At 68.8% G+C, this 14375-nt stretch carries 12 protein-coding genes and 1 pseudogene; 11 read left to right on the top strand and 2 right to left on the bottom strand.

Translation table 11 applies throughout. The annotated features are described in order from the left end of the window. Positions 1-70 precede the first annotated feature (70 nt). The 5 genes and pseudogenes from AB0I51_RS41205 to AB0I51_RS41185 form a co-directional block, all read left to right on the top strand. Positions 71-562 (top strand): flavin reductase family protein, encoded by a 492-nt coding sequence (locus tag AB0I51_RS41205; RefSeq protein WP_362983511.1) that lies wholly within the window; start codon positions 71-73, stop codon positions 560-562. A gap of 59 nt (positions 563-621) precedes the next feature. Further along, on the top strand, positions 622-2214 hold the full coding sequence (locus AB0I51_RS41200) for a tryptophan halogenase family protein (protein WP_362983510.1): 1593 nt from the start codon (positions 622-624) through the stop codon (positions 2212-2214). A 72-nt stretch (positions 2215-2286) separates the two neighbouring features. Beyond that, positions 2287-3573, top strand: coding sequence for a cation:proton antiporter (locus tag AB0I51_RS41195; protein ID WP_362983509.1), 1287 nt, complete (start codon positions 2287-2289; stop codon positions 3571-3573). Positions 3574-4071: 498 nt separating this feature from the next. Next, positions 4072-4407 carry a phage integrase N-terminal SAM-like domain-containing protein gene (locus tag AB0I51_RS41190; protein ID WP_362983508.1) on the top strand — a complete coding sequence of 112 codons (336 nt, stop codon included), beginning with the start codon at positions 4072-4074 and terminating at the stop codon, positions 4405-4407. A gap of 79 nt (positions 4408-4486) precedes the next feature. Next, positions 4487-4597: pseudogene (locus tag AB0I51_RS41185) on the top strand (IS5/IS1182 family transposase); the annotation flags it as partial. An 8-nt stretch (positions 4598-4605) separates the two neighbouring features. On the opposite strand, the gene AB0I51_RS41180 reads toward AB0I51_RS41185, so the two are convergent. Continuing rightward, entirely contained in the window at positions 4606-5418 is an 813-nt protein-coding gene (locus AB0I51_RS41180; RefSeq protein ID WP_362983507.1) for an amidohydrolase family protein, read from the bottom strand. 149 nt (positions 5419-5567) lie between these two features. Between AB0I51_RS41180 and AB0I51_RS41175 the strand changes: the two genes are divergently transcribed. After that, positions 5568-6119 carry a hypothetical protein gene (locus AB0I51_RS41175; protein WP_362983506.1) on the top strand — a complete coding sequence of 184 codons (552 nt, stop codon included), beginning with the start codon at positions 5568-5570 and terminating at the stop codon, positions 6117-6119. A gap of 128 nt (positions 6120-6247) precedes the next feature. On the opposite strand, the gene AB0I51_RS41170 is transcribed toward AB0I51_RS41175, so the two are convergent. After that, positions 6248-7318, bottom strand: coding sequence for a LuxR C-terminal-related transcriptional regulator (locus AB0I51_RS41170; protein ID WP_362983505.1), 1071 nt, complete (start codon positions 7316-7318; stop codon positions 6248-6250). Positions 7319-7510: 192 nt separating this feature from the next. Here AB0I51_RS41170 and AB0I51_RS41165 point away from each other — a divergent pair, with 192 nt between their 5' ends. From AB0I51_RS41165 to AB0I51_RS41145, 5 genes are all read left to right on the top strand, one after another. Further along, positions 7511-8545, top strand: a complete 1035-nt coding sequence (locus AB0I51_RS41165) for a substrate-binding domain-containing protein (RefSeq protein WP_362983504.1) — start codon at positions 7511-7513, stop codon at positions 8543-8545. A gap of 9 nt (positions 8546-8554) precedes the next feature. Continuing rightward, positions 8555-10132 carry a sugar ABC transporter ATP-binding protein gene (locus AB0I51_RS41160; protein WP_362983503.1) on the top strand — a complete coding sequence of 526 codons (1578 nt, stop codon included), beginning with the start codon at positions 8555-8557 and terminating at the stop codon, positions 10130-10132. Then, positions 10129-11127 carry an ABC transporter permease gene (locus AB0I51_RS41155; RefSeq protein WP_362983502.1) on the top strand — a complete coding sequence of 333 codons (999 nt, stop codon included), beginning with the start codon at positions 10129-10131 and terminating at the stop codon, positions 11125-11127. Before AB0I51_RS41160 ends, AB0I51_RS41155 begins: the two co-directional genes overlap by 4 nt. Before the next feature lie 41 nt (positions 11128-11168). Further along, positions 11169-12866: an amidohydrolase gene (locus tag AB0I51_RS41150; RefSeq protein WP_362983501.1), complete on the top strand. Its 1698-nt coding sequence runs from the start codon at positions 11169-11171 to the stop codon at positions 12864-12866. Between the two features lie 97 nt (positions 12867-12963). Beyond that, a complete protein-coding gene (locus tag AB0I51_RS41145) occupies positions 12964-13905 on the top strand; it encodes an LLM class flavin-dependent oxidoreductase (protein WP_362983500.1) in 942 nt (313 codons plus the stop codon). Positions 13906-14375: the final 470 nt, after the last annotated feature.

Genomic DNA, 14375 nt, shown 5'->3' with positions numbered 1-14375 from the left:
CAAAATGCCTCGCCCGGCCCAAACCGCCGCCCCGACCTCAGCCCCTGCGGACGTGGATCTGCGGCCCTTCATGGCAGCTTTCCCCACCGGTGTCGCCGTCATCACATCCCTCGACGTGGACCACCGGCCCTGGGGAATGACCTGCACCTCGCTGTGCAGCGTCTCCCTCGATCCGCCCAGTCTCGTGGTCAGCCTGCGCAGCGCCAGTCCGACCCTCGATGCCATTCAGGAACACGGAGGCTTCGCGCTGAACCTGCTCCACGCCCGTGCCCAGACCACATCCCACCGGTTCAGCTCCGGGGATCCCGAACGCTTCGACCAAACCGAGTGGGAGCTCCCGCCCCGGGCCCGGGGCCCGCACCTGCGCGCGGACGCCCATGCAACGGCGGACTGTGCCCTGCTGAGCACGACCGTGATCGGGGACCACACCGCGGTCTTCGCGGAGGTCAAGCGGGTCATCACACGAGATCTCGCCCCCGCCCCATTGCTGTACGGGTTGCGTCGCTATGCCCGCTGGCCCGGCCCCGCCGCGAACGGGGGTGATCTCGACGCGACCCGTTGAGCGCCATCCTGTCCGTTCCGTGAACACGACCAACGATCTGCTCTGGAGGACTGACTGCCGTGGGTGACAACCGCATCAAGAACATACTCGTGCTCGGAGGCGGTACGGCGGGCTGGATGGCCGCCTCGTACCTGGGCAGAGCCCTGGGGCCCACCGTGCGCATCACGGTGCTGGAGGCGCCGGCGGTTCCGAGGATCGGCGTCGGCGAGGCCACCATCCCGAACCTCCAGAGGGTGTTCTTCGACTTCCTCGGCCTGTCCGAGGAGGAGTGGATGCCCGAGTGCAACGCCAGTTTCAAGATGGGCATCAGATTCGTGAACTGGCGGACGCCCGGCGCCGGTGCCGTGGAGCCCCGCCCGCATGCCAACCGGCGGGACCACTTCGACCACCTCTTCGGCCTGTTGCCGAGCCACGAGGGTCTACCGCTGTCGCACTACTGGACGTACAAGCGGCTCAACGGCACCACGGACGAGCAGTTCGACCAGACCTGCTACACCCAGTCGGCGATCTTCGATCAGAAGTTGTCGCCCCGCTATCTGGACGGGACCCGATGGGCCAGCTACGCCTGGCACTTCGACGCCAATCTGGTCGCGGACTTTCTGCGCCGCTTCGCCGTCGAGAAGCAGGGCGCGATCCACATCGAGGACCGGTACACGGAGTCCGAGGTCGACCAGCGCGGCCACATCATCTCCATCACCACCGAGAGCGGGCGCAGGCTGGAGGCCGACCTGTTCGTCGACTGCTCCGGCTTCCGCGGACTGCTCATCAACCAGGTGATGAAGGAACCGTTCCTGGACATGAGTGACCACCTGCTCAACGACCGGGCGGTGGCCACTCAGGTGCGGCACGACGACGAGACGGACGGTGTCGAGCCGTTCACCTCGGCGATCGCGATGTCGTCGGGCTGGACGTGGAAGATCCCGATGCTGGGCCGGTTCGGAACCGGTTACGTCTACTCCAGCCGGTTCGCTTCCCAGGACGAGGCGACCGAGGAGTTCTGCCGGATGTGGAATCTCGACCCGGCGACCCAGCCCCTCAACCACATCAAGTTCCGCGTCGGCCGCAACCGACGCGCCTGGGTGAAGAACGTCGTCGGCATCGGCCTGTCGTCCTGCTTCGTCGAGCCGTTGGAGTCCACGGGCATCTACTTCGTCTACGCGGCGCTCTACCACCTGGTGAAGCACTTCCCGGACAAGCGGTTCGACGAGGTTCTGGTCAACCGGTTCAACCGGGAGGTGGAGGTCATGTTCGACGACACCCGGGACTTCATCCAGGCGCACTTCAGCCTCGCCCCGCGCAACGACACCGCGTACTGGCGTGCCTGCAAGGAACTCGAACTCGCCGACGACTTCAAGGAGAAGGTCGCGCTGTACAAGTCGGGTCTCGGAGTGGAACTGCCGGCCACCGACGAGGCCAACTACTACGGCAACTTCGAGGCCGAGTTCCGCAACTTCTGGAGCAATGCGAACTATTACTGCGTGTTCGCCGGGCTCGACGTCCTGCCGGACCACTCCATGCCCTTGCTCAGCCACCGGCCGTCGTCCATCGAATCGGCCGAGGCCGTGTTCGCGGAGGTCGGCCGTCGGCGGGATGAACTGCTGAAGACGCTCCCGTCGAATTACGACTACCTCCGCCGCATCCACAACAAGTGATCTCGACCCGCCGTACGGGCGGTGGGCCCAGCAACCCACCGCTCGTCAGCCGACCCCGACGGGACCCTCATCATGACTACCTCGGATCGTCTGCTCGATCTCGCTCATCTGGCGGTGGCCCTCGGCACGGCACTGGCTGTCGCAGCAGTGGGACGGCGCGCGGCGCGCGGGGCGCGCCAGCCCGAAGTCATCGGAGAGATCATGGCCGGGCTACTGGTCGGTCCGGCCCTGGTCCGGCTCCTCGGGGAACGGACCTTCGAAACGCTGCTGCCCGGGAACATCCGCGACGGACTCCATCTGATCGCCGAGGCGGGGCTGGTGCTGTTCATGGTCGGACTGGCCCACGAACTGCGGCTCGGGTCCCTGCGCCCGTCCGCGCGGACCACGGGCTGGGTCGTCGCCGGATCGTTGCTGCCCACCATGGTCCTCGGCGCTCTGCTGGCCGGTTGGTTGGTCCACGCGAACGACCATCACGTACGCGGCGACGCGCCGCTGCCTTCCTTGGTCCTCACCCTCTCCGTCTGCCTGTCGATCACGGCGGTGCCTGTGCTGGCCAGGATCCTGACCGACCGCGCCATGACCGAAACAGCGCCCGGGCGCACAGCGCTCACCTCGGCGATCGTGATCGACTCCGTTGCCTGGCTCACGCTCGCGGTGGCCGTGGGCCTGAGGACGGGACGGCTCGGTGGCTTCCTCGGCTCGCTGGCGGCGCTGACGGCCGGCCTGGCCGTGACATACACCTTGCGCCGCCTCCTGGGCGGACGCAGGGCCGAGAGAGTGTGCGGGCGCCATCCCGCAGGCGCTGCTGTGCTGATCGGCGCGATGGCGATCGTCATGGCACTCGTGCTGGAGGGAGCCGGCATGACCGCCGTCTTCGGCGCCGTCCTCGCAGGTCTGGCCGTGCCCGCGCGGAAGACGTCGCCCTGGACGCGGGCAGTAGCCTCGGTCACCCGGACCGGCCGGATCCTGCTGCCGGTCTTCTTCGTCGTCAGCGGACTGACCGTGCTGACCCGGGGACTCGACTCGACCCCATTCCTTCTCATCGTGCTGACCACCCTGCTGGGCATCATCGGCAAGGTGCTCGGCGGCTACGCAGGCGCGAGACTCGGCGGCTACGGGCACTGGGAGGGGCTGCGGGTGGGCGCGCTCATGAACACTCGCGGCCTCACGGAGATCATCGTCCTTCAAGTCGCCTACGACGCAGGGATCCTGACCAGGCCGATCTTCGTCGCGTTCCTGGTGATGGCCTTGGTGACCACCGCGCTGACCAGCCCCCTCCTGCAACTCGTCGACAGGGCCGTGCCCCGCCGCGCAGTACGGCTCGCTCGCCCCGCACCGGCGAGCCGAGGGGCTCTGTGACCTTGGACCTCCCGGCCGTCATACGGGATGTCACCTTGTGGACCAGTCGCGCGTGCAGGTCGACATCGCCGTCATGATCCAAAGCGTCGCCGGTGATCTCCATGTACGAGAAATGGCCGCCGTAACGCTGGTGGCGAGGCGATATGACACCCCGGCGTGAGGTCCGAGAACAGGGTTTCGCTGACGTCGGTTGTTCTCCGCATGTCAGCCGGCACCGCTGCCCTGGGGACCAGTTGGGGACCACACGGTGCTTGCGCCCCTGAGCGGCCCCCACACGGACGCACGTCCTGCACTCCAGTTCTGCCTGATGTGCGGAGATATTTCCCGTGGTCCTCACTCCTGGGGGTCAAGGGGTCGCAGGTTCAAATCCTGTCGTCCCGACGGTGCGAAGGGTCTTCGCAGGCGAGAGCCTGCGGGGGCCCTTTTCGTATGGGCCGTTTCCGGTCTTCGGGGTTGAGCATGCCGCTCATCGGCGCCTTTGCTCGGAGGCGGGCGAAGATGCCGTTGCTGGACCTGGACAAGATCACTGCGGGGCTGTCGAAGACCTGGTGGGGTTTTCTGCGGGACTGGAACCGCTCGCTGCGGTCGGGAAACTATCCGGAGACCACCCGCTACAACTATCTGCTGGCGGCCGCCCAGCTGGGCCGCTGTCTGGGGGAGTACTCGCCGGATCCGGAGGCCGACGACGCGGCCGAGGACCCGAGCGGAGTCAGCCGCACCCATGTCGAGGCGTTCCAGGCGTGGATGATCGGGACGCGGTCGGCGTCGACGGCGCTGAACAAGCGCAAGGCGCTGCAGCAGTTCTTCAAATGGCTGATGACTCGACGAGGGTGAGATCGACCGGTCGCCGATGGAGCGGGTCCGGCAGCCGAAGATGCCGCAGAAGCTGGTCCCGGTCATCCGGCACGAGGAGATCAACCGGTTCAAGCAGCGGCGCGGCGTGGCCATGCGGACCGACAAGCTTGCTCTCGCCCGTCGAGCAGCACTCCATCTCGCGGCGATCCTCATCTGGGCCCGGCGGTGACGCTGCGGTCAGAGACTGAAGATCCGTCGTGCGTTGCCGGACAGGAACAGCTCGGTGGCTTCCTCGCCCGGGCCCAGTTCGCCGAGGTGTTTCAGCACCCAGCCGGGGGTGATCATGGGGTGGTTGGTGCCGAACAGCACCTTCCTGCGGCCCCGGTCGCGCAGGTAGTCGACCAGCTCGGGCGGGTAGCGGCGGGCGGTGTAGGCGCCGGTGTCGATGTACACGGTGGCGTGCTTGTCGGCCACCGCGATCATCGCCGTGGTCCACGGGTAGCCGATGTGCCCGCACACGATGGCCAGTTCGGGGAAGTCGAGCGCAACCTGGTCGATGTAGGGAATGGGGCGGCCGGTCTCGGACGGGCGCAATGGACCGGTGTGGCCGACCTGGGTGCAGAAGGGGATGCCGAGGTCGACGCAGGCGGCGTACAGCGGGTAGCAGAGCCGGTCGGTGGGCGGCAGCTGCCAGAGCCAGGGCATGATCCGCAGGGCCACGAAGCCGAATTCCTCCACGGCCCGGCGCAGTTCCCGCACGGCCTGGACCGGCCGGGTGAGATCCGCGCCGGCCACCCCGCGCAGCCGCCCCTCGGACTGGGCGACGAACTCGGCCACTTCGTCGTTGCTGATCAGTGGCCCCTGGGGCCCGTACCAGGCCGCCGAAAGTCCGATCTCCACATCAGCGGCCGTCAACGCAGCCAGCGTGACTTTGACCGGCAACGGTTCCTCCAGCAGGCCCCGCCCCGTCCACCGGCGCAGCGACTCGAACATCTCATGGTTGGAGTGACGGAGTGCGGGGTGCTGCATCCACGCATCAACGACCGGCATCAGGTGCACCTACCTCTCTCGCGATGCCGCCGACCGCACCGAACGCGGCTAAGCGAACGCTTACCCGCGACCCCGGCCAATGTATGCCGTCCCCGACCACCCCCGACCATCGACTGCGCGCATGAGGCGGGGGAGCCCAAAGTGCGGTTGTGACACCAGACTTGGACTCCCTCGCCGCCACGCTGTACGTGAAGACCGAGGACGTGCTGAAGGCGTCGCCGCATCTCGCGCCGTGGGGACCGGCTGTCGGGATCACTCCGAAACTCACCGACGCCGAGCTGGTCACCCTCGCGGTGGTGCAGGCCCTGCTCGGATTCGCCTCCGAGGTGAAGCGGCTCCGCCACGTCCGCGCTCACCTGCGGCATCTGTTTCCGTGCGTGCCCCAGCAGCCTGGCTGCAACGAGCATCTGCGCGAGCCCGTCGAGCTGCTCCACCGGATCTCCCGGCTGCCGGCCGCGGACACATCCGTGTGGAGCGACGACCTGGGGATCGTGGACTCCACGCCCGTGGAATGCGGCCGCTCCCGCGAGAGAGTCAAACCTTCCTTTGAAGCCGCGCTGAACATGTACGGCATGTGGGTCTCGGCGCCGAGACCCAGGCAGGCGGTAGCGGTGTCACCAGGTCGGACAGAGCCCGGCCCCCGTGCCCGAGCACGTGAAGGTACCAGTCGGCCCGCTGTCCGGATTGACGGAGTTCCTTGAGAGGCTGTCGCGCGGTTCTTGTCATGCGTCCCCTCCGGTGTCCGAGTGCTCCGGAGCAGCCGAGAACGGTAGGTCGGAGCATCGGGACACAAGTGTGCAAGCCGTGCTGAGCGCCGGTGGAAGGGCTTCTACCTCTGAGCCTGCCCTGCGCCCGTCCTTTCAACGAAGTGCTCCAGGTCTTCAGCGCCGGGCTTGAGTACACCGTCGCGTACGGCGAGGGCCGTGGCCTCGGCGCGCGAGGCGCTGCCGGTCTTGCGAAGCACGTGCTCGATGTGACTGTGTACCGTCCGCGGAGACAGGAACAACGCCTGCGCGATGGTCTGGTTGGTCTGACCCCTGGCGGCCCGGGTGAGTACTTCCAGTTCGCGGGGGCTCAGGGAGTACGGCAGTTGTGTGGGCGCCTCGGACACCAGGACCGCCCTTCGTGCGAGGGGTGATCCCGTCGTGCACCGGCGGAGCACCACACGGTTCCAGTGTTGGCCGACCGGCCACAGGACCCGCAGCCGGAAGCCGTCCGAGCCGGCGAACGCCTCCACCAGCTGTCGGAATGCTTCGTCGTCCAGGACTCGGGCGGGGCCGTGGCCGGGGAGGTCGATGACACCGTCGGCCGTGACGAGGTTCGCCCCCGCGTTCACCGGAAGGTCGTGCGGGTCACTGGTATGGGCCGTCGGCTCGGCCAGGGCACCCAGTGCCGGCAGGACCGAGGCGAGCAGCTGGCGCGCGTTCGTGTCGTACGTGCCCGGTCCTTCGACGGACAGGGTGACCAGACCGATCACCCGCCCGTGGTGACGCAGGGCGCCGGTCAGCGCGTCACGGAACCCGGCGGGCCGGACCCGCTCGGCGTAGAACCAGCCGTTGCGGAAACGCTGCGCGCCGGATGCCGCGTCTTCGGCGTCTTCCGTGATGGACGGCGGGAGCGTCTGCCGTACGACGTTCGCGTACCACGGGGTCGAGACGAACTCGGCGGCCATCGACTCGGACGTCATGGTGGTGTAACCGATACCCGCGACCTGCAGATGTGCTCCGGTGATCGGATCGATGGTGAGCAGGGTGGCGGCGTCGAGGGGCAGAGCGCGGCGGAGCTCGTGCAGCGCCTGGGCACAGGCCGACGCGGTGTCGCGTTCGCGGGTGAGCATGCCGATGCGGGTGGCTGCCGCGAGCTGCTGGTAGCTGACCATGCGGGCCTCCGGGAACCCCACGACCAAGGTGTCGTTTGGCTCCTAACGGTATGGGTTTCGGGGTGGGTCGGACAAGACGTTCACCACCGCACGGCTCGGGCGGTCGGTATTTCTACGGATGGCGGGGACGGCACGCCCGGGTCTTTTCTGTTCGGCACAGCCGGATGCCCGACACCAGCGGTATCGGGCCGCATCCCCTCGGAGAGCCCCGCCATGTCCAGATCCTCTTGTCCTTCGCCGGCCTCGCGCCGCCAGTTCCTGGCTCTGTCCGGTGGCGTTGCCGCCGCTACCGCACTGTCCCTCGCGGGCTGTTCCGCGCCGGGCGGCGGCACGAGCACGGTGGATGCCGCCGACTCGTCGGCGGGGTCGAAAAGCCTCACCAAGATCGGCCTGGACTATCCCTTCACCCAGCTTCCGCTCTACGCGACGCTCGTGAAACTCTCCACTGCCGTGGCCAAGAAGCACAACGTCTCCCTGCTGACCACGAGCGACGCAAGCAGCGCCGACACCCAGGCCACCGATCTCACGACCTGGGTCACACAGAAGATGCCGGCCGTCGTGTCCTTCCCGATGGTCTTCGAGGCCACCGAGGCGATCGCCAAGCGGGCGTTGGACTCGGGCCTGATCTGGGTGACGTACGGCGGATCCCTGCAACACCAGAGCGCGGACATCCAGTTCAGCTTCCTTGAGGGCGGCACGCTCCTCGGGGAGGCCGCCGCCAAGTGGGCCAACGAGACGCTCGGCGGCAAGGGGAAGGTCGCCTTCCTCACCGACAGCACCATCGAACTCGGTCGCGAGCGGTCCAAGGGCATGATCGACGCCTTCACCAGGAACGCGCCCGGCGTCGACGTGGTCGCCCAGGAGCAGGCCATCGACCCCGACAGCGGACTGTCCAAGTCCCGTGCCGTCCTCGCCAAGCACTCGGACCTCAATCTCATCCTCGGGGTCACGGACGCCGCCGCGTACGGTGGTTTCAAGGCCCTCCAACAGGCGGGCCGCAAGTCGACCGACGCCAGGACCTTCGTCGGCGGCCAGGACGGCGCGGCCCCCTCCCTTCTTGCCATCAAGCAGGGCACCTTCTACCGGGCCTCGGCCGCTCTGGCGCCGAAGGACATCGCGGACGCTGTCGTCGAGGTCCCCCTGGCCGTCGCCGCCGGGAAGGCGCACCCAAGCGTCCAGGTGCCGATCACACTCGTCGGGCACGGGGACATCGCGCGTATCGACGACCTTCTCGCGCAGAACTCCTAGGCGCCCGCCATGACGGAACCCAACCTCCGTATCAGCGGGCTGAGCAAGTCCTTCGGCGGCGTCAGGGCCCTGGACGGCGTGGACCTGACCGTCCCGGCAGGGCAGGTCCACGCCCTGCTCGGTCACAACGGCGCCGGCAAGTCCACCTTGATCAAGTGTCTCGGCGGTGCCTTTCCGCCGGATGCGGGCACGATCGAGGTGGGCGGGACATCCCATGCGCGTCTGACCCCACGCGAGTCGATCGCCGCCGGCGTGGCGATCATCTTCCAGACACTCAGTGTCGTCGACTCCCTCACGGTGGCCGAGAACATCTTCCTCGGCCAGGAGTGGACGCGGTACGGCACTGTTCACCGCAGGGCCCAGGAGGACGTGGCCGCGGAACTGCTGGAGCGGGTCGCTGCGAGCTGCTCGCCGCGCGACCGGGTCGCTGAACTGCCCATGGGGCAAAGGCAGTTGGTGGAGATCGCCAAGGCTCTCAGCCGTAGCGCCTCGGTGCTGGTCCTGGACGAGCCGACCGCCGCGCTGTCCGGGGCCGAGAGCGATGCCCTGTCCGAACGCGTCGAGGACCTGCGCAGCCAGGGGCTGGCCATCGTCTACGTCACCCATCTGCTGGGCGAAGTGGAGCGGCTGGCGGACGCGGTAACGGTGTTGCGCGACGGCCGGGTCGCCCACCACTCGACGGTCGCGGGTCACACGCGGCGTGGGCTGGTCGAAGCCATCGTCGGCCGACCCGAACCTGTCCCGGACGACCTCTGCAGCCCCGCGCGGACCGCCGCTTCCGCCACCGTCGTCGCACGAGACGGCACCTCGGCCCTTCCGCGTGTCCCCGGGCTTGTCGTGGACGGGCTCTGCGGCCCGGGGTTCGGCCCCGTGGAGATCAGCGTCGGCGAGGGGGAGATCGTCGGGCTGTACGGGCTCATGGGCTCAGGCCGTACGCGCATCCTGGAGACCCTCTTCGGCGGGCGCCGTGCCTCAAGCGGAAGGGTGACGGTAGGGGAGCGGATCGTCGCGCCCGCGTGTCCCGCGGACGGGCTGGCCGCCGGGATCGCCCTGGTGCCGGCGGACCGGCGCAGGCAGGGCCTGTTCCCGCTGCTGAGCGCCCAGGACAACGTGCTGCTGCCGTCGATCCGTCGGCTCGCCCGACACCGGGTGCGGGCCCTGGCTGCCGAGCGGAGGGTCTTTCGTGCGCTGTCCGACGCGGTCGGACTGCGCCCCGCCCGGCCGCGTCTGCCGGCAGCCGCCTTCTCCGGTGGCAATCAGCAGAAACTCGTTCTGGGCCGTTGGATCAACGAGGCGCGCAGCATCGACGTCCTGCTCCTCGACGAGCCCACCCAGGGTGTCGATGTGGGCGCTCGGCAGGAGATCTACCAGGTCGTCTCCGCGCTCACCGCCCAGCGTGGGACGGCCGTGCTGTTCGCCTCCAGTGACCCGGAGGAGGTCGTCGCCCTTGCCGACCGCTGTCTGATCGTCTCGGCAGGACGGATCAGCGGCGAACTCAGTGGCGCCGAACTCACCGAAGCCGCCCTGATGTCGGCCGTCCACAACGTCGACAACACCGCCCCCATGACCCCGGAAGGAGCGGCATGACGACCGCGACCACCGCCCCCGCGAACCGCCTGATCCCGAGCCCGCGTGTCCTGGCCGGGGGTGGGCTGAACGCCGTACGGCGTCACCCCCTGCTGGTCGTCCTCACCCTCATGGTGCTGGTCTTCCAGCTGACCACCGGGAGTTTCCTCGACCCCGGCAACCTGCGTGGGATCGCCACAGACGCGGCCACCCTCGCCGTCGTGGCGGTGCCGCTGGCACTGCTCGTCATCAGCGGCTATCTCGATCTCTCGGTGGGCTCCACGCTCGCGCTGGGAGGACTGGTGGCCGGCTGGCTCGCCGGACAGCAGCACCAGTCGCCCGTCGTCGCCGTACTCGGCGCGCTCATCGTGGGCGCGGCGGTGGGTGCCGTGAACGGCATCCTCTGCTGCTACCTCGGGCTGTCCGCGTTCATCGTGACGCTGGGCATGCTGACCGCGGTCCGCGGACTGGCACAGCAGCTCTTTCCGCTGCCGCTGAGCAGCTTCGGGTCCGGGTTCGCCTGGCTCGGCGGATCACGGATCGCCGGGATCGACGCGCCGATCGTCATCGCCGTGCTCGTCCTCGTGGCGGGCGCTCTGTTCCTGGCGCTCACCCCGGCCGGGCGGCACGTCTTCGCCATAGGCGTCAACCGGGAGGCCGCCTATCTTTCCGGCATCAACGTTCGCCGTACGCCCTTCGCACTGTTCGTCGTCACTGGTGTGGCCGCGGCGTTGGCCGGTGCGATCAAGGCGTCGGTGCTCGACAGTGTCGTGTCCGGAACGTCGGGGGCCGGGTTCGAACTGACCGTGCTCACCGCCGTACTGCTCGGCGGGGTCGCGCTCACCGGCGGCTCCGGTTCCGTCCTCGGTGTCCTGCTCGGCGTGCTCTTCCTCGGCTGTCTGCAGAACGGGCTGACGCTGTTGAGCGTGCCCACGTTCTGGCAACAGATGGCGCAGGGCACTGCTCTGGTTGCCGGTGCCGCGCTCGCCTGCTTCGGCCCACGGCTGACGCGGTGACCAATTCCTCGCCCCGAACCCTCCCTGCAGAAAGGCCACGCGTGAGCGACTGCACCCCCTCCCTGATTCTGACCGGTGGCCAGGTACTCACCATGGACCGCGACTTCATGGTCGCCGAAGCCGTGGGCGTACACGGCAGGGACATCGTCGCTGTCGGCAGCGACGCCGACCTGCGCGCCCTGGCCGGACCCGGCACCCGGATCATCGAACTCGACGGCAGGACCGTCCTGCCGGGCATCAACGACTCGCATCTGCACGGGGCGGCATACGGCATGACGAAGCCGCCCTTCGCCCTCGATGTCGGCCACCCGGCGGTCGGTTCGATCGCGGACATCGCCACCGTCGTGGAACGGGCGGCCCGGGCGGCCCGGCCCGGCGAGTGGATCATCGGACTCGGCTGGGACGCCGGTTACCTGGCCGAGTGCCGAGCCGATGCACGGCGGTTCCCGCACTGCCGGGACCTGGACGGGATCGCACCGGAGAACCCGGTCTGTCTGACCCACTTCTCCTCGCACCTCGTGTGGGTCAACAGCGCGGCGCTGCGCCGCTGCGGCATCGACACCGCGAGCGTTCCGCCGTCCGGCGGAGTCATCGACCTCGACTCCGGCGGGGAGCCCACCGGCATTCTGCGCGAGGCCGCGCAGCAGCTCGTCCTGGCATGCCTGCCCTCGCCCGCAGTCGGCCGACGGCGCGAGGCCATCCAGGGCATGGTGCGTGAACTGCACTCCCGGGGCATCACCAGCTACACCGAACCAGGCCTCGGCCCGGGCGGTGCCACCTCCCTCTTCGGCGGCCTGAGCACCGACAACTGGACGGCCTACGCCGACCTCGCCGCGAGCGGCGAACTACAGGCCCGAGTCAGCGTCCTCCTGCTGCCCGCTCCCATGGGCGGCTCGGCCGATGACGTCCGCAAAGGCCTGGTCGAACTGCAGCGCCCCGAGTCGGCCGACCCGCGTCTGCTGAACGCCATCGGCGTCAAGATCTTCGCCGACGGTGTGCCGCCCAACCGGACTGCCTGGATGAGAGAGCCGTACGCGGACGGCGGCCATGGCGCGCTGTGCGTGCACGGCGACACCCCCGCACTCCGCAGCGGCGAACTGGTCGAAATGATCCGCGTCGCCCACGAGGCAGGCTTCCAACTCGGCGTGCACGTCACCGGCGACCTGGCCATCGACACGGTGGTCGACGCCTTCCTCGCCGCGAACGACGCCGTACCGCGCCCGGACGCCCGGCACTACGTCATCCACGGAGACTTCGTCAGCGCCGACAGCCTCGCCAAGCTGGCCGCGCACGGCTACGGCGTCAATATGAACCCCGCCATCAAGTGGACCATCTCCGACCTGATGGACGAGGTCGTCGGCCCCTGCCGCTCCGCGTACCAGTGGCCCGTGAGGTCCGCCGTCGAGGCCGGGGTCACGGTCTGTGCCAGCTCCGACGCACCGATCACCGAGCCCGACTGGCGGCAGGGAGTGTCCGCGATGATGCTGCGGGAGTCGAAGGCCAGCGGCCGGCAGAGCGGTCCCGAGCAGTGTGTGTCGCTCGCCGAAGCCTTGCGGACCTACACGGTCAATCCCGCCCGGCAGGACTTTGCCGAGGACTGGAAAGGGTCCGTCGAGGTCGGCAAGGTCGCGGACCTGTGCGTGCTGGATCGAACTCTGCTGGGTCTGGACCCGCACTCCATCACGGACGTCGAGGTGGACCTGACGGTCTTCGACGGACGCGTGGTCCATGAACGCTGACAGCACCGGCCTCCGATGTCGGACGATCCCCTAGATACGTTTGAGGTCAAATGAAATGCTGGCCTTTCACGGCCCCCGCAAGCGAAGGACGTCCTTGATGACTGACACACCCCGCATGCTGCTCGTCCTCAGCGAGAACTGGACCCTGACAGGTGGCCGAGCCGACCTGCCTGCCGCCGTGCGGTGGGCGCGCGAGGCCGAGGACGCCGGCTTCGACTCGGTCATGGTCAGCGAGCACATCGTCCTCGGCCCGGACGCGGCGTCCAACGGCGTCATGGGAAACCCCCGCGACTATGCCCTCCCGGGCAACCAGGACCCGTACACTCCCTGGCCGAACTCGCTGCTCCTGCTGTCGGCCATCGCCTCCGTCACCGAACGCCTCCGCCTGGCCGCCGCCGCGGTGCTGGCACCCCTGCGCCATCCTCTGCTCATGGCCAGGGAGCTGGGCACCCTCGACCTGATCAGCGAGGGGCGACTGCTGGTGCAGCCGACGGTCAGCTGGAGCAAGGACGAGTACGACGCCCTCGGCGTCCCCTTCGACAGGCGCGGGCAACTGCTCGACGAACACCTCGCCGTCTGGGCCAAGGCCTGGGGGCCTTCACCGATCTCCCACGAGAGCGAGCACTATCGGTTCCGGGACGTGTACTTCGAACCCAAGGCATACCGTCCCGAGGGGCCGAGGCTGTGGTTCGGCGGACAACGCCTGGGCGGCCCCGTTCTGCGCCGACTCGTGCGGTACGGCTACGGCTTCCATCCGCTGGGGCGGCCGACACCGCAGGACATCCAGGTGCTCAAGGACGCCCTGGCGGCGGTCGGACGGGACATAGCCGAGCTGGAGATGATCGGCGGCACCCAGGCGGTGTTCCCCGACGACCACTCCCCGGCGGACCTCGGCGCGGCGCTCGCGGCCATCCCGGAACAGATGGAGCAGGGCTTCACCACCTTCTGCATCAAGCCGAACCAGTTCATCGACGACCCGGACGGGATCGGCGTGTTCTGTCGTGACGTGATGCGTCGTGTCGAAGCGCTACGCGCCTGACATCCCAGTCGGCTTGATCCCTCGTGCAACGTGAGTCCGAACTGTATTTGCGCTCCACGCGACTGCGGCCGGAGCGGCGTGCCCACGTCGGGCCGGCGCCGGGCCGACGATCCGGCGCCCAGGCCGAGCAACCGGCCCAGGCCGAGCCCGGCGGCATCCCGTCGGGGGGAGCAGATGCCCTTCGTCCACCGTCACCTGGCCGCTTCGGCGGGCGGGTGGCGTCCGGAGAACTCCGTGGCGCGTCGGGCGGACGTGGCCCGGACTGTGTTCGTCGTGCTCCGGGCCTGTCTTCCAGTGGGCAGCATCTGCCACTGGCGCGCGGTGCCGTTGGCCGGACGTGCGGCCCTGGTCCCCACTCTCCGGATCCAGGCCACCTGTCTGTAGCGTGCCGGCAGGTCACTCCAGTAGCTCCCGGGCCGGGGCTTGCGGACGATCCCGTTGACGACCTGCCGCCCCGACACCCGCGGCCG

The organism is Streptomyces sp. NPDC050549, assembly GCF_040655035.1.
Lineage (GTDB): Bacteria > Actinomycetota > Actinomycetes > Streptomycetales > Streptomycetaceae > Streptomyces.
This window is presented reverse-complemented; position numbering and strand designations above follow the sequence as displayed.